Here is a 19111-nt window from a genome sequence, read left to right as displayed (position 1 = left end):
TCGCAGGCCCTCAGCGGGCCAAGACGTTTAAGCGCTAGCTTGCTGATCCCGGTAAGCCCGGATTTGTTCGTCGGAACCTTCAGGTTCAGTGTCTTCACCCAGGCTGATCACGCCGTAGGACCAGCCACGTCGCCGGTAGGCCACAGAGGGACGTCCCGACTCTGCATCAATGAACAAGTAGAAGTCGTGGCCCAGTAGCTCCATGTTGTCCACGGCATCGTCGAGCGACATGCTTTCTGGCGGAAAAACCTTCTGACGGATGGTCACCGGCGCCTCACCGTTTTCTGCCAGGTGCCGTTCCTGTTCTTCACGCTCAGCTTCCTCGCGCTGGGCTTCTAGCACCTGTTCCACCAACGACACAGAGTTGTCCACGGGCACCGAATCGGCGGTGATTTCGCGGACCGAAACACGTTTGCGGTGAGACTTGCGCCGTTCCCGTAGCCGGCGCAGTCGTTCCTGAATCTTATGGAATACCTTATCGAAGGCCACCATTTGGTCGTCGTCGGAAGCTTCAGCACGCACTACGTTTTTGGGGCTATGTACGGTTAGTTCCACGGTCATCGACCCGGAGGCGCCGGTGTGAGATGGCTGAGCACCGAGCTTGATTTCGACCCGTTGGGCTTCTTGAAGTAGGGACTCGATTTTCTCGAGGCGTTCTTCAACATAATCGCGGAACGATTCCTTAATGGAAGCGCCGCGGGCTACATAGGAGATGTCGATGGCCATAATGTCCTCCTTAGCTAAAACAAGCACGGTGGTAAGAGAAGTTTAACCTCCCTTCACCACCGTGCTCTGTTGGTAATGCCGAGTCTACCCATTGATTGCCAGCTGTTCACGTTGCCATCTCCGGTTTAGCTCAAATCGTCGTGCGAATGTTTCTCAACCGTAGCGATCACCGCTGCTGCGAGCACCTCCCATCCCGCGGCTTCCAGAACTCGTGTGGCCCCGGCCAGCGTCGCCCCGGTGGTGAGCACATCATCAACGATCATCACCGGATACCCGGTGAGTTGTTGCGCAATTCCGCGTCTGACCCAGAATTTTCGTTCTGCCGCGGTGACTCGTTGGGCCGCGGTGCGACCAGCGTGCGATGTGCGGGCGTTTAATCTCCAACGATGTCGTAAAAACTGTCGCTGGCGTATGATGCCGGGCACGGGCGCTCTGGTTACCAGTGTGTCAAGCGGGTCGAAACCCCGACGGCGCCAACTAGCCGCAGAGCTCGGGATCGGCACCGCCACGACCGGCAGCTGCGTTGCGCTGGTGCCATATTGTTGTGCCACAGCGTCCCACACCAGGTCCCGGGCTACCAGCATCGACCTAGCCAGTGCGGGTGCAAGAAGCCGATGCAACCCGGTCCGGGAGTGGTCTTTGAACGCCAGGATCATGCGGGCTAACTCACGGGTGTATTGTCCTGTTGCCACCACCGGCAAGGGGCGGTCGGTGCCGGGTATAAAGGGAAGGGATGGTGCCCAGGACTCAGCACGTTCCGGATGAAGGAGTTGTGGCATCACGGTCTGCCGACAGTGGTGACAGAGGTGCTCGGCGGTGGCGTCGCGGCGCTGACAGACGACGCAGATGCGAGGCATGAGGATTCCGGCCAATTCACGGCCTGCAGTGCTCACCCAGCGCGCGCCAGGGTGTTCGCGAAGTCGATCAAGACGGCCTGCCCATCGCGTCAGACGAGGCCTCGGCGCCGGTGGCCTGGGTGGTTCGTGCCTGAAAGATCTCATCTTCCCAGTCTCGCGCTTTGCTGGTTGCAACCCCAGCTACACTCAGAGACTGTGGAGAATGTTAGCCGGGGTAGGACAAGTCGTCGGCGTTATCCTCTTGGGCACGCCAATTGGTCCCGACGCGGATATACACCTCGTCGTCGGTTTCGGCGTACACCGTGGCGTTGCCGGCCCCGGTCGAAAAGCCACGCATACCGAGCATGGGTTTAAAGGTCACGCTGGTGCCAGCCAATCCAATCATTTCCAGCTCGACGCGTTCGCTACTGGAGACCTCGCCGATCAGGACCTCGTTCATGGAGTACCACTGCACCCGGTTGGCCGGGGCTGCGGTTTCAACCACGAGTGGTTCCACCAGACCCAACGGCTTACCCGAATCATCGCGGACGATACCGGAAATAAAGAGTTGCTGGCTGTCGTCCCGCTCTAAAATCATCGCGATTCGAGATCCTTCAGGAGAAACCCGTACGGCTTTAATCTCCCCATCCATCAACCACGGGACACTGATTTCCTGAACCTGTTCGCCGTCGAATTCGCTGGCGAGCAATGTCTGTTCGCTACCTGAGACAGCGGCTTCGGCGTTCTCTGACTCCCCAGCATCCTCGGAATGCTCATCTTCAACGCTGGAGACAGTCCAGGCCCATCCCCTGTTGTCAAGTGAAGGAGCCAACAGATCGGTTCCAGACGCCAGTTCCTGAACCGCCGACCCGTTGGTGGCCCCAACCATCTGGGTGGAGTCCTCATTCAAGAACACAAAGCGGTTGCCTTCCACGTTCATCGTCGGCTCGTGGGGCCCCAGACTACTGACGTCTGCAACGCCAGGGATCTCGGTGATGTTGGAGCCCTGGTAATAGACCAGTTGGTTGGTGTCATGGTTGATGGCAATTTGACGAGCTCCAACGGAATACGTCGTGGGGGTCTCCCGGAACTGCGGATCAGGCTCTCCTGTATCCACATCTTCCAGCCCCACGGTGAGTTTCACATCCGAAATCCGTGGCCGGGTGCCCAAGGTCATCTGCAATTGATGCTCAATGCGTTGACGCTGTAGGGCGCTGGTGCCCGCCAGCGAATCGGCCTTCACATCGATCGAGGCTGTGCCGGAACTGATCGGTACCGATGGGCGGGCAAGTTCGACCTGCTCCATTGGGTTGGCCACAGCACCTTCCAGATAGCTGGCTGGACCGGTAATCAAGGCCTCGACGATGGCCGTGGCTTGACCGGGACGGTCAAGGAACCACCGGGTATCCGGTACGGCATTGTGGTAGTCGAAGTCGTAGAAGTACAGAGTTTGGGAGACAAACAGTGCCGAGAACTGTGCGCTGTCTAAGGCAATGCCGTCGGGTAGCTCAGAAATCCGCCACTGGCCGTCGACCTCAGTCAGCTTGATTTCCAGGGCTTCAGTCGTCTCCGATGGGAGCGGGGACATCACCCCCTGTGCATCCACCGCCGAATCAACCTCAAGCTGCACCGTGTAGGTATCGGTATCTTCAGTCGAGACCACCGCCGGAGATCCTTGATACACCAGGGTACGGGCCAGCGGGTCCCATTGCTCAGCCGCCGAGTCTGTCAGGTAGCTCCGCGCCACAGCGAAGTCATCTTGAACCCCGGTCGCTGCCACAATGAACCCATTAATGATGGACTCGGGTGAGGCATCCTCGGCCGGTCCGGCAGGGTTAAAGGTGTGGGTGACCGATTCCCCTGTCGTACCCAAGTCTTCAGATTCTCCGACCGGACCAGACTGCGGCAATCGGGAACACCCAGCCAGCACCAGCGCACACGCCACCAGCACGACCAGTGCTCTGAGTGTTCTAGTCATCAAGCCCCCTCCGAGATCGTGGCACCAAGGCTTGCTCATTCACCCGGTCTGGCATTTCGTGGCCGTTCGCAGGTTCGTCTGGGCCGGGGCCGATTTCGGAAGCGCTACGACGCTCCGAGCACTCATATTCGGGAGGCAGTTGCAGCGGGTAGGGCTTGACGAGTTCTCCACCAACCTGGCGGGGTAAGACAAGACGGAAGGCAGCGCCGCGGTGGGGTTCGCCCCAAACATCGAGTTCGCCGTGGTGCAAGCGCGTATCTTCCACGGCAATGGCCAGGCCCAGACCGGAGCCTCCGGTGGTGCGTGTCCGGGCCGGGTCAGCACGCCAGAACCGGTCGAAAACACGCTCGAGTTCATCTTCGCTCAAGCCCAGCCCGTGGTCACGCACCACGATCGCAATCTCTGTCTTATTTCCGGCCACGATGACATCGACCGGTTTCGATTCGCCGTGTTCAATGGCGTTATTGATGAGATTGCGCAGAATGCGTTCGATGCGACGGGAATCGACTTCTGCGGTGAATTGGTCCCCTTGGGGCACAATGGATAGTTCGGTCTGGTTATTATCGGCCAGTGGCTGGGCAGTCAGTAGTACGTCGGCGACCAAATGCAACAGGTCGGTGGACTCACTGGCCACCTGGGCTGCCCCGGCATCGAACCGCGAGATCTCCAAAAGATCAGCGAGCAACGCTTGGAAGCGCTCCACTTGGTGATAGAGCAACTCGGTGGAGCGACGATTAACAGCATCGAAATCATCACGTGAGTCATAGAGCACTTCTGCTGCCATCCGCACCGTGGTCAGCGGTGTCCGTAACTCGTGAGACACATCGGAGACGAACCGCTGTTGAATCTGAGACAGATGCGCCAGCTGGGTGATCTGGTCCTGAATATTGTCGGCCATCGAGTTGAACGACCGAGACAACGTCGCGACTTCATCTTCCCGGTTGACATTCATGCGCACCGAGAGGTCACCCGACGACAACCACTGGGCGGTTTCGGCCGCCTGCTGGATGGGGCGTACCACCGAGCGGGTCGTCACCACGGCAATCACGACATTGAGCAAGATCAAAATCGCACCGGCAATGAGGAGCACGCTCATCACGTAATCCAGCGTGCCTTGTACTTCAGAGATGTCGTAAATGAAATACAACGCATAGTAGTTACCTGGCGGTAACACGACCTGAGTACCGAAGGCCAGCCCCGGATCTGTTGCCCCGCCGGTGTCAGAGGGAATGGCCACCGACTGCCAGTAGATCCCATCGCCTTGTTCGACTTGGCTCGCCAAGTCATCGGTGATGACGTCTTCACTCACGCCGGCTGAGGACATCGAGCCAACGAATTGGTTCTCGTCATCATCGAGGGGAACCAACACGAAATCGCGGGCAATGGCCCCCGAGGTATTGCCACTTAACGCTGCCAGGGTGTCGTTGACCAAAGAGGCCGTGGATTCTTCGTCAGCGGTTGCCGCGGAGTCAAAGACTTCTCGTGCTTGGCTCAGCCCGTGATTAGCCTCGGCCTGCACTTGATTAAACCGGGACTGGAACAGACCCGTGGTCACCTGATGAGTCAAGAACAGCGCCAGGATCAGCACGGCAATCACCGAGAGCAAAGCGGTAATCATCACCGTGCGTAGCTGCAACGAGGACTGCCAACGTCGCCAAAAAGTTTTGAACGGCCGAGAAAGGAAGCGATTCTTGCGCGGTTTTTCTGCCCGCTGGGCCTCAGGCGCTGCCGGTCGGGCGGTGTTTGCTTCGGAGGTCGTTTCTTCTGACTCGACGGACAAGGCTGCGCTCAAATCTGGCCGGCTTTATAGCCCACGCCACGAACAGTGAGAACAACTTCGGGATTATCGGGATCCTTTTCGACCTTGGAGCGCAAGCGTTGCACGTGGACGTTGACCAACCGGGCATCGCCTTGATGCCGGTATCCCCAGATTTCCTCCAACAACGTTTCGCGGGTCAGCACTTGCCCGGGGCGACGGGCTAACGCGGCCAAAAGATCGAATTCCAGCGGTGTCAGCGAAATGCGTTCACCGTTGCGGGAAACCTCATGACCAGAAATATCAATTGTCAGATCGCCAATAGTGAGGCTCTCCTGAGCACGGTGGTCGGTTTCGCGCAACCGGGCACGGACACGGGCCACCAACTCGGCGGGCTTAAAGGGCTTGGGCACATAGTCGTCGGCTCCAGCTTCTAGCCCACGAACCACGTCGGCGGTCTCAGATTTAGCGGTCAACATCACCACCGGCACGTCTGATTCCATGCGGATCTCGCGCAGAATGTCAATGCCGTCCTTGCCGGGAAGCATCAGGTCCAACAGCACCAGCTCCGGGCGGATCTGACGAAACATCTCGTTAGCTTGGTTGCCATCAGCGCAGAAATACGGTTCAAACCCGTCGTTGCGCAAAACAATACCAATCATTTCGGCTAGGGCTTCGTCATCATCGACGACCAAAATCTTGGGTGTAGCCACCGCTTCCCTCCCGGCTCGGACTATATGATCCCAGACCACCAGCATAACCGAGCCGGCCAATTTCGCCGCGGCGTGTTGCATGCGCGCGCCCCGCAACTCACCCTGTTTGCACCGCAAAGTTGTCCTATAACATATGAACTAGTCCGAGTCTGAGCGGGCTGAGTCCCCAGAAATGGAGAGATCGTGAGCTTCTATCCACCCCCGGGCCAAGGCCCCGGCACACCCTATGGAGGGTACCCACAACACCAGCAACCCTCGGGGTGGGGACCATACGCCACACCGCAACCACAATTGATGCTCACGGTGTCCCGTCCCGGCGCGATCCCGCTGACTCCGTTGAGCATCGGCGATTTGTTTAGCGGGGTTTTCGCAACGTTGCGCACCGCACCTGGGGCCGTGTTGTTGCATGGGCTCGGCTACGGTCTCGTCACGTTTCTTTTGTACCTGATGGCAGTCGCCCCGGCTTTCGTCACCATGTACGTCGCGTTCACCACGGTGCTTGATGGGGGCCTACCCACCTCGGAACAGATCGCATCCGGAAGTGTGGCGATAATCGTCCTTCCAATGCTGGCATTGGTGTTGCTGTTCCTCGCGTCGGTATTTTTCCCGGGGCTGGTAGCCATCGTCACCATGCGCGGTACGATCGGTACCTGGACCGGATTCTTTCAATCCTTCCGCCTGTTGCACGGTAGCTACTGGAAGCTCATTGCTTTGTCGGTACTGATCAATATTGCCGTCATCGCGCTGTCGGTGCTCGCGTTCCTCTTGATCGTTTTCGCTGTTGCCGTCCTGGAGATCCCTGCGGAGCTCTTTGCCGTGATCATGATTATTGTCATCCTCACCGGGGGGATTCCCATAGTCTGGCTGACGATCAAGCTGATGCTGGCCCCGACGGTGATCGCGGTCGAACAAGTAGGCCCGTTGACCGCGCTTCGTCGTTCCTGGGTGCTGACCAATAATAATTTTTGGCGTTCTTTGGGGATGACCTTATTGGTCACTGTCTGCATCGTTATCGCCAGATGGGTGATTTCTATTCCGTTGGCTATGCTGGCTCCACTCTTTCTGGCTTCGGCCGGAAACGAAGCGGAAGCGCTGACCGGCTTCCTGCTGGCTCAGGTGGTCATCGTCGGGGTCAGCAGTGTGGTCTCCGGGGTACTGTATGCGCTGTTCACCATCTTCATTGCGTTGCTCTACACTGACTTGAGGATCCGACATGAAGGCATTGGTGCCCAGCTAGCCCACGATGCTGAATCCATCTCGGGTCCCATCGATGAGTTCAGTATTGATCCGACCAAACGCCGTAGCGATTCTCAGTCGGCCGATCTCGTGCCGGGTCGCGACGTGCATTGGCAGCCCACGCCGCCACCGGCAGGTGCACCATTCACCGGACCGGCGGGACCGAATGCTCCCTACTATCCGCCACATCCGCCCATTCCATCTAACCCACCCATGGGGCCGCCGACATGGTCATGATGTCCCCGCCACTGACCCCAGACGCTGAGCAAGCCCGCCAGTGGACCGAAGAAGAGCTGTCCAAACCCGAATACGCGGAGGCAGATCCCGGCCCGATCATTGAGCTGATCGATAACCTGGTTGAGTGGTTTCAAGACCTGGCCACCGTCGAATTCTCCGGTAGCGGCGAACTGGGTGTGATCGTGCTAGCCCTGGCGTTAGTCGCCCTGCTGATTGCCTTAGTGTTGTGGTTACGGCCGGGCCGCACCGGTCGGGTCAAGACAACATCAACCGACGAGGTTGAGGTCGCCGCTGACGTTACGGCCACGGAGTATCTTGACCGGGCCCGCCGACATGTGGCCGAGCAGGACTATGCCCACGCACTGGCCGATGCGTTACGGTCGATGATCCGCGACGGGCAACAACGGGATCTGGTCTCAGAACGTCCTTCCCTCACCGCGACGTTTGCCACGACGGAACTCGCCGAGGCCTTCCCCCCATTCACCGAACAATTGGAACAAGCCGCCGTTCGCTTCAATGCCACGTTCTACGCCCACCAATCCCCCAGCGCCACAGATGCCACGCAGATGATCGAGTTGGCGGAAAAGCTCCACCAAGCCAAGCCGGCCCCTGCCACACCCCGCGATGACAGCGTTCCCGCTCAGCACGCCAAGGATCTGGTGCCCCGATGACCGCAGCATCCTCTCTACAGTCTTCGGCACGTACCTCACAGACCGGTTCCCGTCAAACCGGTATCATCGTGGTGTCGGTCATCGCCGGAATTCTGGTGCTCGCCGGCGTGGTGTTTTATGCCTTGCTCCCCAGCACCACTCAGGGGATCCCCTATTCCACCGACAATCCCGGCCGTTATGGCTCCCAGGCCATGACACGCATCCTGGAAGATCGCGGTGTCTCGGTCCACACCGCTGCAACGGTTGACCAGTTGGAAGGTCAACTCAACCAGCATCCGGACGCCACGGTGGTATTGATCGATGAGAACAACAACCTGGCTTCGGCGCCCCATGATTCACGGCAACGCGCCGCGGAGGCCATTCCACCATCCCAGCTGGTGATTTCAACCTCATCCCCGGAGCTACTCGAACACTTCACCGACGAGTTCTCGCGGGACTACGCCACCGTGTCCAGTCACGACGGCGGGATCACTGCGGGCACGACCGAGGACTGCCAGCTGGAGCACGGGCGGGTCGCCGGTGAGATTGACAGCTCTTCCTGGGCGGTATCGGTCCCCCGCACGCAGCGTGAGTCCGGCCAGATCTCCACGTGTTTTCCCGTACCCGAGAACACATCCTCCGACCAAGCCACGGCGCTCCTGGCCGAAACAGCAACCGGGATCACGGTACTGACCTCTCCGAAGATCTTCACCAATGAACGGATCGACGAGCGAGGCAATGCCGCCTTGGCCTTACGCCTGGCCGGCTCGCGCGAGGACCTGATCTGGTATACCCCGGACTTCACCGAGCTCCTGGACTCCGATGCTCCGCTGTCTGAGGCGCAACTGCCTCGTTTCGTGGTCTTTGGAATCTGGTGGGCGGTCGTGCTGGCCGTGCTGGCCATGTTCTGGTTAGGACGTCGCCACGGCCCGATCGTGCGCGAGCCATTGCCCTCGGTCGTCAAGCCGGCCGAAACCACGGTGGGCCGAGCCCGCATGCACCGACGTGCCGGACACCACCTTCAAGCTCTCGAGGCCTTGGAACAGGCCACGTTGCGTCGCATCGCCCACAGCATGCGATTAGGGCGCAACACCGACCCGCAAACCATCATGCGCCAGGCTGCACTCCACACCAACCAGCCGGTCCAGGACATCCAGCAGCTCTTCAAGATCAGCTCCGGACTCGTCCCAGCCCACGGTAGCCACAACCTTTCCCCCGAGGAGATGGTGACCACTGCCCAAGAACTCACAGATTTTGAACATCTCATCGACCAGGTACTACGCCCCGATCACGGGAGGAGCACGTCATGATGCACCAGCCACCGGCTTTTCCGCCATCCCAGCCACCCCAGGGTCACCCCCCACAGGACCAGTCTGCGCGGGCACAGTCGGCAGACGACCTGCGGGAGGAACTCAACCAGGTGCGTGGCGAAGTGGCTAAAGCCGTCGTGGGCCAGGACCAGGCCGTGACTGCATTGCTCATCGGTATTTTGTGTCGGGGGCATGTGTTGCTCGAAGGGGTCCCCGGTGTAGCCAAGACGCTTTTGGTCCGGTCAGTGGCCAAATCGGTGCAACTAGACTCCCACCGAGTGCAATTCACCCCGGATTTGATGCCCGGCGACGTCACCGGCTCGCTGGTCTATGATTCCAAAACCGGGGAGTTTGAATTCCGCAAGGGCCCGGTGTTTACCCACGTGCTGCTCGCCGACGAAATCAACCGCACCCCACCGAAAACCCAAGCTGCCTTGTTGGAAGCCATGGCCGAATACCAAGTCTCTACCGACGGGGTAACCCGGCGGTTGCCGGACCCGTTTATGGTGGCAGCCACTCAAAATCCGGTCGAGCACGAGGGAACCTATCCCCTTCCGGAAGCCCAACTGGATCGGTTTTTGCTCAAGGTGGTAATGGATCTTCCCGAGCGCGATCAGGAACGAGAGATCCTGCGCCGTCATGCGGCGGGTTTCTCGGCCGCAGATCTCGACGCCGTGGGCATCCAGCCGGTGGCCGAGGAAACGACCTTGCTCAAAGCCCGCGCCTCGGTGCAACAAGTCGCCACCGGTCCAGAAGTGCTCAGCTACATCACGGACATTGTCCGCGCCACGCGGCAATCCCCCTCTTTCCAGTTGGGTGCTTCCCCGCGCGGTGGTACCGCTCTGATGCACTGTGCCAAGGCTTGGGCTTGGCTATCGGGCCGCAACTTCGTCACCCCCGACGACGTGCAGTCGCTGTTGCTACCGACCCTACGCCACCGGGTGTTGCTGCGCCCGGAGGCCGAATTGGACGGTGTCGATACCGACCAAGTCTTGACCGGACTACTCTCCAGTGTGCCGGTCCCCCGCTAAACACCGTCTCTTTCCGTCCTCTCCCACCATCCTCGACACACTAAAGGCAGGTAGCTACGAGTTATGGTCATCTCCTGGCGCGCGATGATTCTGGCTATTATCGGCCTGTTTCCCATCCTGCTGTTTCCGCGCTGGTCAACGCTGGGGTTGTGTGTGCTCGGGCTGATCGTGGTGCTGTGTGCGGACGCACTGACCGCCGTTTCGCCTCGCCGGATGTCCTTCTCCCGTTCCGCGCAGGGCAGTATTCGGCTGGGTGAAACGACTACCGTTCAGCTGGTGGTGACCAATCAGAGCTCCCGGACATTGCGCGGTTCGGTCCGGGATGGGTGGCAACCCACCGCTCAGGCCGACATCCCGGAACAACCGGTCACGATTCCGGGCCAGGAGTCCCGCCGGCTTTCCATGCACCTGACCCCCACTAGGCGCGGCACACTGCGCTCCCGAATCGTCACGGTCCGTAGCTGGGGCTGGTTGGGGCTGGCGGGCAAACAATACACGCATCGCGCCGAGGGTGCGATCACGGTGATTCCACCGTTCAACTCCCGGCGTCACCTGCCCTCGAAGCTAGTCTCGCTGCGGGAAATGGCCGGGAGGTCGGCGGTCTTGACCCGCGGGGCCGGGCACGAATTTGATTCTTTGCGCGAATATGTCCGTGGCGATGACGTCCGCGATATTGATTGGCGGGCTACTGCCCGCGCCCAAGAACTGGTGGTACGCACCTGGCGACCGGAACGGGACCGTCGGGTGTTGATCCTCATCGATACCTCCCGCACCTCGGCCGTGCGGAGCGGAGACGGCACCCGACTGGATACCGGCATTGAGGCCGCGCTACTTTTAGCGGCACTGGCTGATGCTGGCGGTGACCGTGTCGAAGTTATCGCCCTGGACCAGAAAGTTCAGGCCCGGGCCTCTTCCACCCGGCGTGGGAAACTCTTGCACCAGATTGTCACGGCGCTGACCGATGTATTCCCGCGGCTGGTGGCCGCCGATTTCACCCAGGTGTCCTCGCTCATCTCTCAGACCGTGAAACAACGAGCACTGGTGGTACTCATTACGGCCCTGGACACCGCAGCCATTCAGCAAGGTTTGCTCCCGGTGTTACCGACGATTGCGCGCAAACATCAGGTGGTGCTGGCCTCGGTCACCGATCCGGAGCTCGAGGCCATGGCGGCCGAACGCGAAGACCTCGAGACGGTCTTTCAGGCCGCCTCGGCAGAACAAGACGAACATCGTCGAGCCGGTCTGATTGCCCAGCTACGACGGTTTGGCGCCGAAGTGGTCGAAGCCGATCCGCAGGATCTCCCGCCCCGGTTAGCCGATACCTATCTGCATCTCAAAGCTGCGGGACGGTTGTAGTCGCGTCATGATGGGCCGGGCACCCGCTGGGAGAACTCATCGGCCACACCGCGTAATGCTTCGATGCAACGTCCCAGTCCTACTCCCGTCATCGGCCTGGTCGCTCGGGCTACCAGTACGCTCGAGGCCAGGTCCCAGGGGTCCAACCCGACGCGTTCAGTGGTTTCCACCAGCTCTACTCCAGCCCGGGGCGGGTCAATGCCGTCGAGTCGCTCGAGGTCGCATTCCAGGTGTAAGGGGATTTGGGAGTGGCGGAACCGTTCAATCCATTCCCACCGCCAGCTGGCCCAACGTCCCACCGGATCGGTTTCCAGGGCCGGAAAGCTGATGCTGACGCCAAGTGGTGGACTGTCTTGGTCGTTGGTGGCCAGGGTGTGCAATGAGGTGAGTAGCCTGTCGTCTTTCCCGAGGTGGTGGGTGTCTAGATCGACCTGGAAAACCAGCTCGGACCCGGTGGGACAAAGCTGGTCGGCAAGTAGTGCCCAGTACGTCTCGAGCTCGGCGATATCGAGGCTCCGTTCGGTCAAATACCCCGAGGCCGTGGCGATCGCTCCTCGTAGTCCGGCAACAACATCGGTGTCTCGAACCACCAAACGCAAGGTAGTCTCCGGCAGAATACGGGCACTGATCTGGACGAGCTCGGCCAGTGCCTCTGCCAACACGTGGGCAACATCGCGACGAGCGCCGTGATCTCGGATGATCTTCTGACCGCCGGGGCCCATCAGCACGGAGAACAGGGTCACCGGGCCGGGAACCTCGAGCATCAACTCTGGCAGGGGACGCTCTTGCTGGTAATCGGCCACCCGCTGGAACTGCTCACGCAGGGCTGTAGCATATCGGCGTTGTTCTTTGCCCGGGGTCGCTTCGGTGGCTTGTACTTGCCAGCCGTAGCTGCGACGATTGGCCACCAGAAACCCGGGTAATCCGACAGCAAGTTCGGACAGTGGTTGCCAGTACGGCAACTGAGGCAGGTGGGGACCGGGCAACTCATCAAGCAGGATGCCCAGAGTCTCACCCCACGCGGTTGGACCCCCGGGGCCAGGGTCCGGGGTGCTGAGACTAACGCGCAGAGCAGGGAGATCGGGTTTCTGTGCCTCACTGGACACGGTCGCCTCACCTGGTCGTCTCATGGTCCTCCGCGCCCTGGGCAGTGTCGCTCTTTTGGTCATCGGCGATGGCCTGATGGTGCCGGATCACTTCGGAGACGATGAAGTTCAAAAACTTCTCGGCAAATGCCGGGTCCAGATCCGCGTCCTCAGCCAGCCGACGCAACCGGGCAATCTGGGCTTTTTCCCGCTCCGGATCAGAGGGTGGCAGATTATTCTCAGCTTTGAGTTTGCCGACCCGCTGGGTGCATTTGAACCGCTCGGCCAGTAAATAAACCAGAGCAGCATCGAAGTTATCGATACTGCCACGAATGGCCAGGAGTTGCTCGAGAACTGCGGGTTCGGCCAGCTCGTGAGGTGAGGCATGCTCGGATGTGCTCATATCACTCACTGTAGTCAACGTATCGCGGATCTGTCGCCGACAGGTTATACCCAAGCACCCATACGCTCTGCATTGACCGCACGGTGGATGGTGGTTTGTCCCACCACGCGGGTGCCTTGATACACCACCGCCGTCTGACCTGGGGCTACCCCGGAGATGGTCTCATCCAGTTTCATCTGCCATACCGTGGCTTCAGCGCCATCGACCTCATCGCTGGCGACGCGGACGCGTCCAGGCACCGGGTCAGCGTGAGCACGGACCTGCACCTGGCAGTCGAACCACTCACCGGTGGCCTCTTCGTCGAGCGGTTGTCCCGCCCAGGATGGCCGGATTCCGGTAATCCGGTCGATGTTGAGCATCGCGCGGGGACCAACCACAACCTCATTTTCTTTCGGCCGGACTTCAAGGACGAACCGTGGCTTGCCGTCCGGGGCCGGCGTGCCAATTCCCAGGCCTTTGCGCTGTCCAACCGTAAAGGCCTGCGCACCGCGATGCTGGCCTAGCGCGGTCCCAGCGGTGTCGACAATCTGCCCCGGACGCATCTCAATGTGCTCTTCGAGCCACTCGCGGGTATCACCTTCGGGAATGAAGCAGATGTCATAGGAGTCTGGTTTCTGCGCCACCGACAGTCCGCGGTCGGCGGCTTCAGCGCGCACCAACGACTTCGAGGGGGTATCCCCCAGGGGGAACAGACAGTGTTCGAGCTGTTCTGCGGTGAGCACACCGAGCACATATGACTGGTCCTTGGCATCGTCAGCGGCACGGTGTAGCTCCAGGTGGCCTTGGTCGTTTTCGATCACCTTGGCGTAGTGTCCGGTACACACCGCATCAAATCCCAGGGCGAGGGCCTTTTCTAACAGGGCAGCGAATTTGATGCGTTCATTGCACCGCATGCACGGGTTTGGGGTTCGTCCGGCGGCATATTCGGCGATGAAATCATCGACCACATCCTCTTTGAACCGCTCGGAAAAATCCCACGTGTAGTACGGAATACCCAGCTTCTCACAGGCACGCCAGGCGTCACGGGAGTCTTCAATCGTGCAACAACCGCGAGACCCCGTTCTGAGGGTGCCTGGCATTCTTGACAGTGCCAGGTGTACGCCGACCACCTCGTGACCGGCATCGACCGCCCGGGCAGCAGCGACTGAGGAGTCGACACCGCCACTCATGGCTGCAAGCACTTTCACGATTCTTGCCCTTTCTCTCCCGTGGTGGAATGGTGCGGATCTTGCGTATGGTGTGGCACCGGGCCTCTACCATAACAGCTCGATGTAACACCACCAGCACCCTACCTATTCCCGGTCAGCCCCGATGGGAGTTGGCGGTCACAATATGAGAATCCTGCCCGGCCATTCCGGCCCGCTGAGCGGAGGCGTAGACGCCCGGTAGGACGGAGAGCACGGCCTGAATATCAGCCTCGGTGGTGGTGTAGCCGAGCGAAAACCGCTGGGTTGAGCGTGCCATCTGCTCATCGGCTCCTGTGGCGGACACAACATGAGAGGGACGGGACACACCAGCGGTACAGGCCGAACCAGTCGAGGACTCAATGCCGGCCATATCCAGTCCAAACAGCAACGAGTCTCCCTCACAACCGGGGAAACAAAAATGCACGTTGCCGGGCAGACGACGAGTCCCCACCGGCACGTGCTGCCCGGTCTCCGGGTCCCGGTCCTGGTCACCTTGCAACTGTGCCTCTGGAATGGCCTGCTGGATTCCGGCGATCAACCGATCCCGAAGTCCGCTGAGTCGTTCGCGCTCGACCTGTTGGTTGGCGGTGGCAACTTCGGCGGCTGCGGTGAAGGAAACGATCAGTGCCGAGGCCATGGTTCCGGAGCGGATATCGCGCTCTTGGCCCCCGCCAAAAAGTACTGGCGCTACCTGGGCGTCGCGACGCACCAGAAGCGCGCCGATACCGATGGGCGCCCCAATTTTGTGTCCGGAAATAGCCATGGTGGTCACCCCCGGGTGGTCGAAATGTAACTCCAGGGCACCAAACGCCTGCACCGCATCCACATGGAAGGGTAGCTCCGCGGCTGCGGTGGCCTCGGCCAATTCGGCAATCGGTTGGACGGTACCGATCTCGTTATTGGCATACATCATGGTTGCCAGCGCCAGCTGATCGGCATGCTGATCAATGGCGTCCTTCCATGCCTCGACCTCTACCCGGCCGGTGGCATCGACGGGGACTTGAATCAGCTCGGCGCCGTGGTGGGCCTCCAGGGCTTCGAGTGTGTCGATCACGGCGGCGTGCTCAATCCCGGTAAACAGAATCTGATGGCGTCGGGGATCTCGGCGGTGGCGAGCATGATAAAGGCCCTGCAGGCCCAGGTTGTCCGATTCGGTGCCCCCGGAAGTGTAGATGACCTCGGTGGGGTGAGCTCCCAACACGGCGGCCAGGCGGTCTCGGGCGTCTTCAACCCGAAGCTTGGTGCCACGCCCAGCGGTATGCAGTGACGAGGCATTGCCGATCCGTTGGGATTGATCCACAAACGCCTCGATCGCCTCGGGCCGGGTGGGCGAGGTGGCGGCATGGTCAAGGTAGACACGATCTGCGGAAGTATTCACAGTCTCCAGTCTAAAACTCCTGGACCATCACCCTCGATTGCCGTGGTGTGCAACAGAGCAACCTAGCGGGATAGCGCACCGGGTTTCGGTATGATTCTCACCGTGTCAACCTCTGATTTCCCGAATTCCCCCAACCCTTATGAGGTACTCGGGGTGTGTGCTGACGCAAGTCAGGACGAAATTAAGGCCGGGTACCGCAAGGCGCAACGTCAGGCCCACCCGGATCTGGGCGGTGATCCGGCACAGTTCGACCTCGTCACCCGTGCCTGGGAACTGATCGGAACCGCCGAAGCCCGGGCAGAGTTTCACCGCGATGCCCGGACGCGCTCGCCACGGTCAGCGGGTTCCTCACGGGCCACAGGCACCTCGGCGACATCGTCCACCACGAGGCAACAGTCCTCCCGCCAGACCCCGAAACCGGTCACCGTCGTACCGTCTTTGGCTCAGGGGCCGGTGACGGTTCAGCTGGGAAAGACCAGCGTGATCGTCGATGCCACCCTGGTCGAATCCTCGGTGATCGGCCGTGTTCCTACCGGTTTATTTTCCTCTGGTCGCAGCGGTGCCTACGTGCAGGTCGCCAGCACCGTGGCCCCCTCGCTACGTCAAGCACTACCGGCGGCCCGCATCGTGCTGGGCCTGAAAACCAAGGAACTCACCCGTCATTTGAAAAACCACCGTCGCGATAATGCTAGGTCCTTGCTCGGAACAAACCTTCCCCCGTCGACGCAGATCCCCATGGTAGTGTTGTGCGGTTATCGGCTGGCCTGTGTGTGGCTGATGAAAGCATCGCCGGGAGTCTACCAGTGGGACGGGGGACGATTATTCGCCGAGAATCGACCGGTCTCTCTGCCAGCTGATGCCACCCGGTCCCCTTCTGCCCTGGCTGAGCTAGCCACCTTGTTCCCGGAATTGACCGTGGGCCATTTTGTCGCACTCATCCCATCGGATCAGCACCCGTTTGCCCCGGACGTCACCAGTACCGGGCCGCACCAGACTTCCTGCGGGCTCGAAGATGTGCCGGCAAACCTGAATAACACCATCCGACATCTGAAAATGTTCCTCGGCGTCGACCACCAACACCATGTGCTCGATCGGAACCTGTTGGGATCGCTGGTGGCCATGTCGCCGTTCCCGAAAGACCGCTCCCATCCCGCGCGCTAGACAGCGACACCAGACTCCGTAGAGATGACACAGTAGTCATGACTCCATAGGAAGAAGAAACACCCGCCATGTCCGCTCCCGACCGGCACGACACCAACCCGCACACCCAGGCCAGTCTGCATCCCGACACCGCCAACCCGGGATTCCGGATCGTATTCGAAGCCCCCGAAATTCCCGGTAATACCGGTAATGCCATCCGGTTAGCGGCCATTACCGGTGCCGAGTTGCACCTGATCGAACCACTGGGATTCAACTTCGCCGATGCCCATCTCCGCCGGGCAGGCCTGGATTACCACGACTTGGCGGTCGTCACGATCCATCCGGATGTGGACACCGCCTTCCACGCACTGGCCCCCGAGCGGGTCTTTGCCTTCACCTCCCACGCCACCTGTCTGTACACCGAGATTCAATACCGTCGCGGGGATGTCTTACTCTTTGGCAAAGAATCCACCGGGCTGACCGAAACAACACTGCAACATCCTGGCATCACCGATCGGGTCCGGATCCCGATGCAGTCGGGACGACGCTCCCTGAATTTGGCCAATTCGGCCTCCATTGTCACCTATGAGGCCTGGCGCCAGTTCGGCTTCGCCGGTGGAGCCTAAACATCACGAATGAATTAAGGTTTCAGGGCGTGGCCTAGCGACGCAGGTGGCGAAATCTTTCTATGCTGGAATGACGATGCAGACTGAAACACCGGGTATTGCCCGACTCCTCCAGCTTTCCGGTGAAGGCGACCGTGCGGCCTTCGCAGCACTTTTTGATACCTCCGCACCCTCGGTTTATGGTTTTGCTCGCGCTCTGCTGACCACCCAAGAACAGGCCGGCGAAGCTACCGTCTCGGTGTTCACCACCTTATGGGAGCAAGCGCCCCACTTTAATCTCGATTTCACTCTGGACGCTAGCGATGAAACCGCCCGGAACCGTACTGCTGCCACCTGGATTATTTCACTCGCCCAGCGCACCTTCGCTGAGCTCATTCATGCCGGGCATTTCACCGAGATCAACGACGAAGCCGGGTTGCTCCCCCTGGCCGCCGAACTGCCGGAGTTGCACGGACTGTCTGAGGCCCAGTTGCGCGCGTTGACCATCATCTGGCTAGGAGCCCGCTCCTACCCGGAAGCAGCTCGGGAGCTAGGAGTGGGAGTTCCCACCCTAAAATCACGGTTACGTGATACCTGTTCGCGGTTGTCACAACGCTATATTGCAGCGGTCACCGGGGTCTCTGACACCACTCAAGATCCGATTCTGGCAAAACCGGTTACCCCGGAGGTCACCGCACGCACCGGCCAGAGTCCCACCTTTTCACAATCGATTACCACCGATTTGGAGTCTGGCCTGGTCGACGAATTGGCTGCTCTGGTGGCCACCAACTCAATCGATGAAGACGAGCGCATCGCCATTGATAGCCACGTTCACCGGCTGGGCCGGGAAAAAAAAGAACAGTGGCAACTACGCATCAGCCTTTTGCAACGCAGCCTAGCGTGGGGGTTCCGCCGACTGACTACCGAACCGGAGTCTTGGATGCTCGATCAGCTACTGGAATCCTTGCCAGAGCAGAATCTTGGGGTCGGCTTCGTCGAGCAGTTTGATACGCACGAACCCGAACCTGAGCCGGCCAGCGGTACTAAGCGTAAAATCATCTGGGCGGTGGTCATTGCCCTCTTGCTGGCTGCCGTCATTGCCATCTCGACGCTTCTGGCCTCCAGCGACGATATCGTTTCCACCGTCGATGACGCCCACGATACCCAGCTGACCTCGCCTCAAGATCTCAACGCCGGCGGTACCGTGCAAGCCCACCTCTCCCGGGATGAAGACGTGGCATACCTGTCCTTCTCCTCGGTGCCAGATCTGGGAGCTGACCAAACCTATCAGGTCTGGCTCTTTGCATCTGCCGGCGACTCTCCCTCTTCGCTCGGCCAGTACGATGCCACCCAAATGGAAGACCGCCATGTCCAATTCCGTGGGGTCAACGGCTACGAGCAGCTCTGGGTCACCATTGAGCCTGAGAACGGCTCAGACTACCCCACCACCGAGCCACTGGTCCAGATCGATTTGCATTAGTAGT

At 60.1% G+C, this 19111-nt stretch carries 17 protein-coding genes; 8 read left to right on the top strand and 9 right to left on the bottom strand.

Features of this window, described 5'->3' with window-relative positions:
- Positions 1-27 precede the first annotated feature (27 nt).
- The 5 genes from hpf to mtrA form a co-directional block, all read right to left on the bottom strand.
- A complete protein-coding gene (gene hpf / locus DCC27_RS01320; protein ID WP_110100253.1) occupies positions 28-726 on the bottom strand; it encodes a ribosome hibernation-promoting factor, HPF/YfiA family in 699 nt (232 codons plus the stop codon).
- 125 nt (positions 727-851) lie between these two features.
- Positions 852-1619, bottom strand: a complete 768-nt coding sequence (locus DCC27_RS01315) for a ComF family protein (RefSeq protein WP_158524590.1) — start codon at positions 1617-1619, stop codon at positions 852-854.
- Positions 1620-1788: 169 nt separating this feature from the next.
- The gene (locus DCC27_RS01310; RefSeq protein ID WP_168186053.1) at positions 1789-3540 is read right to left on the bottom strand and encodes an LpqB family beta-propeller domain-containing protein; all 1752 of its coding nucleotides are present in this window, start codon (positions 3538-3540) and stop codon (positions 1789-1791) included.
- A complete protein-coding gene (gene mtrB, locus DCC27_RS01305) occupies positions 3533-5332 on the bottom strand; it encodes an MtrAB system histidine kinase MtrB (RefSeq protein WP_246840112.1) in 1800 nt (599 codons plus the stop codon). The genes DCC27_RS01310 and mtrB overlap by 8 nt, the downstream gene beginning before the upstream one ends.
- Positions 5329-6009, bottom strand: a complete 681-nt coding sequence (gene mtrA, locus DCC27_RS01300) for an MtrAB system response regulator MtrA (protein ID WP_255410730.1) — start codon at positions 6007-6009, stop codon at positions 5329-5331. The genes mtrB and mtrA overlap by 4 nt, the downstream gene beginning before the upstream one ends.
- A gap of 183 nt (positions 6010-6192) precedes the next feature.
- Between mtrA and DCC27_RS01295 the strand changes: the two genes are divergently transcribed.
- From DCC27_RS01295 to DCC27_RS01275, 5 genes are all read left to right on the top strand, one after another.
- Complete coding sequence (locus DCC27_RS01295) at positions 6193-7482, top strand: hypothetical protein (RefSeq protein WP_148707490.1); 1290 nt, start codon at positions 6193-6195, stop codon at positions 7480-7482.
- Positions 7473-8153, top strand: coding sequence for a hypothetical protein (locus DCC27_RS01290; protein WP_110109981.1), 681 nt, complete (start codon positions 7473-7475; stop codon positions 8151-8153). The genes DCC27_RS01295 and DCC27_RS01290 overlap by 10 nt, the downstream gene beginning before the upstream one ends.
- Positions 8150-9442, top strand: a complete 1293-nt coding sequence (locus DCC27_RS01285; RefSeq protein WP_110109980.1) for a DUF4350 domain-containing protein — start codon at positions 8150-8152, stop codon at positions 9440-9442. Before DCC27_RS01290 ends, DCC27_RS01285 begins: the two co-directional genes overlap by 4 nt.
- Positions 9442-10473 (top strand): MoxR family ATPase, encoded by a 1032-nt coding sequence (locus tag DCC27_RS01280; RefSeq protein ID WP_110110063.1) that lies wholly within the window; start codon positions 9442-9444, stop codon positions 10471-10473. The genes DCC27_RS01285 and DCC27_RS01280 overlap by 1 nt, the downstream gene beginning before the upstream one ends.
- Before the next feature lie 63 nt (positions 10474-10536).
- Complete coding sequence (locus tag DCC27_RS01275) at positions 10537-11829, top strand: DUF58 domain-containing protein (protein WP_110109979.1); 1293 nt, start codon at positions 10537-10539, stop codon at positions 11827-11829.
- A 5-nt stretch (positions 11830-11834) separates the two neighbouring features.
- Here DCC27_RS01275 and DCC27_RS01270 read toward each other — a convergent pair whose 3' ends face one another.
- The 4 genes from DCC27_RS01270 to DCC27_RS01255 all read right to left on the bottom strand — a co-directional run bounded on the left by DCC27_RS01270 (position 11835) and on the right by DCC27_RS01255 (position 15882).
- The gene (locus DCC27_RS01270) at positions 11835-12935 is read right to left on the bottom strand and encodes a hypothetical protein (RefSeq protein ID WP_110100248.1); all 1101 of its coding nucleotides are present in this window, start codon (positions 12933-12935) and stop codon (positions 11835-11837) included.
- Between the two features lie 7 nt (positions 12936-12942).
- A complete protein-coding gene (locus DCC27_RS01265; protein WP_110100247.1) occupies positions 12943-13317 on the bottom strand; it encodes a chorismate mutase in 375 nt (124 codons plus the stop codon).
- 44 nt (positions 13318-13361) lie between these two features.
- On the bottom strand, positions 13362-14504 hold the full coding sequence (gene mnmA, locus DCC27_RS01260; protein WP_110100246.1) for a tRNA 2-thiouridine(34) synthase MnmA: 1143 nt from the start codon (positions 14502-14504) through the stop codon (positions 13362-13364).
- 115 nt (positions 14505-14619) lie between these two features.
- Positions 14620-15882, bottom strand: coding sequence for a cysteine desulfurase family protein (locus DCC27_RS01255; protein ID WP_110100245.1), 1263 nt, complete (start codon positions 15880-15882; stop codon positions 14620-14622).
- A gap of 102 nt (positions 15883-15984) precedes the next feature.
- Here DCC27_RS01255 and DCC27_RS01250 point away from each other — a divergent pair, with 102 nt between their 5' ends.
- The 3 genes from DCC27_RS01250 to DCC27_RS01240 all read left to right on the top strand — a co-directional run bounded on the left by DCC27_RS01250 (position 15985) and on the right by DCC27_RS01240 (position 19107).
- A complete protein-coding gene (locus tag DCC27_RS01250) occupies positions 15985-17043 on the top strand; it encodes a J domain-containing protein (RefSeq protein ID WP_158278415.1) in 1059 nt (352 codons plus the stop codon).
- Positions 17044-17111: 68 nt separating this feature from the next.
- Positions 17112-17648, top strand: coding sequence for a tRNA (cytidine(34)-2'-O)-methyltransferase (locus DCC27_RS01245; RefSeq protein ID WP_110098590.1), 537 nt, complete (start codon positions 17112-17114; stop codon positions 17646-17648).
- 76 nt (positions 17649-17724) lie between these two features.
- The gene (locus tag DCC27_RS01240) at positions 17725-19107 is read left to right on the top strand and encodes an anti-sigma factor domain-containing protein (protein WP_158278414.1); all 1383 of its coding nucleotides are present in this window, start codon (positions 17725-17727) and stop codon (positions 19105-19107) included.
- The last annotated feature ends 4 nt before the right edge of the window (positions 19108-19111 follow it).

The organism is Auritidibacter sp. NML130574 (assembly GCF_003185725.2).
Lineage (GTDB): Bacteria > Actinomycetota > Actinomycetes > Actinomycetales > Micrococcaceae > Auritidibacter > Auritidibacter ignavus.
The sequence above is the reverse complement of the archived record's forward strand: the minus strand, read 5'-3'. Positions and strand labels throughout refer to the sequence as shown.

Bases quoted from the DNA above. Each gene is read 5' to 3' on its own strand.
- DCC27_RS01310 (WP_168186053.1), bottom strand. From the start codon at position 3,540: ATGACTAGAACACTCAGAGCACTGGTCGTGCTGGTGGCGTGTGCGCTG.
- DCC27_RS01285 (WP_110109980.1), top strand. From the start codon at position 8,150: ATGACCGCAGCATCCTCTCTACAGTCTTCGGCACGTACCTCACAGACC.
- DCC27_RS01290 (WP_110109981.1), top strand. From the start codon at position 7,473: ATGGTCATGATGTCCCCGCCACTGACCCCAGACGCTGAGCAAGCCCGC.
- DCC27_RS01245 (WP_110098590.1), top strand. From the start codon at position 17,112: ATGTCCGCTCCCGACCGGCACGACACCAACCCGCACACCCAGGCCAGT.
- hpf (WP_110100253.1), bottom strand. From the start codon at position 726: ATGGCCATCGACATCTCCTATGTAGCCCGCGGCGCTTCCATTAAGGAA.
- DCC27_RS01280 (WP_110110063.1), top strand. From the start codon at position 9,442: ATGCACCAGCCACCGGCTTTTCCGCCATCCCAGCCACCCCAGGGTCAC.
- DCC27_RS01240 (WP_158278414.1), top strand. From the start codon at position 17,725: ATGCAGACTGAAACACCGGGTATTGCCCGACTCCTCCAGCTTTCCGGT.
- DCC27_RS01275 (WP_110109979.1), top strand. From the start codon at position 10,537: ATGGTCATCTCCTGGCGCGCGATGATTCTGGCTATTATCGGCCTGTTT.
- DCC27_RS01265 (WP_110100247.1), bottom strand. From the start codon at position 13,317: ATGAGCACATCCGAGCATGCCTCACCTCACGAGCTGGCCGAACCCGCA.